Genomic DNA, 332 nt, shown 5'->3' on the forward strand with positions numbered 1-332 from the left:
ATTGCCATATTCTTTATATAGCTCTTGTATTTTTTGTATGTATTGATATAACAATTCCGGCTGCACATGTAATTGCTCAATTGCAACCATTTGCTCAGATACAGCTAATAACAACTGTTCTGTCTCTTTTTTTTCTTCTTTCTTTACAATAGGCTCTTCTTTCGTTACCGATTTTTTAGAAAGAATATAATCTTTTTTCTCTTCTGTTGGTGCTTCTTCTCGTTTCGTTTTCTCCGTTTGCGGCTGTTTTTTATTTTCCATTCTCATCGTACGATCGAATGAAGAATCTTCATTTTTTGATTGTACTTCTAGCCCTTTTTCTTTTTGCGGAG

General features: G+C 33.4%; 1 pseudogene. It reads right to left on the minus strand.

The window, feature by feature from the left end:
• A pseudogene (locus SB717_RS34480) lies at nucleotides 1–332 on the minus strand (flagellar hook-length control protein FliK); the annotation flags it as partial.

The organism is Priestia sp. SIMBA_032 (genome assembly GCF_046535215.1).
Lineage (GTDB): Bacteria > Bacillota > Bacilli > Bacillales > Bacillaceae_H > Priestia > Priestia aryabhattai.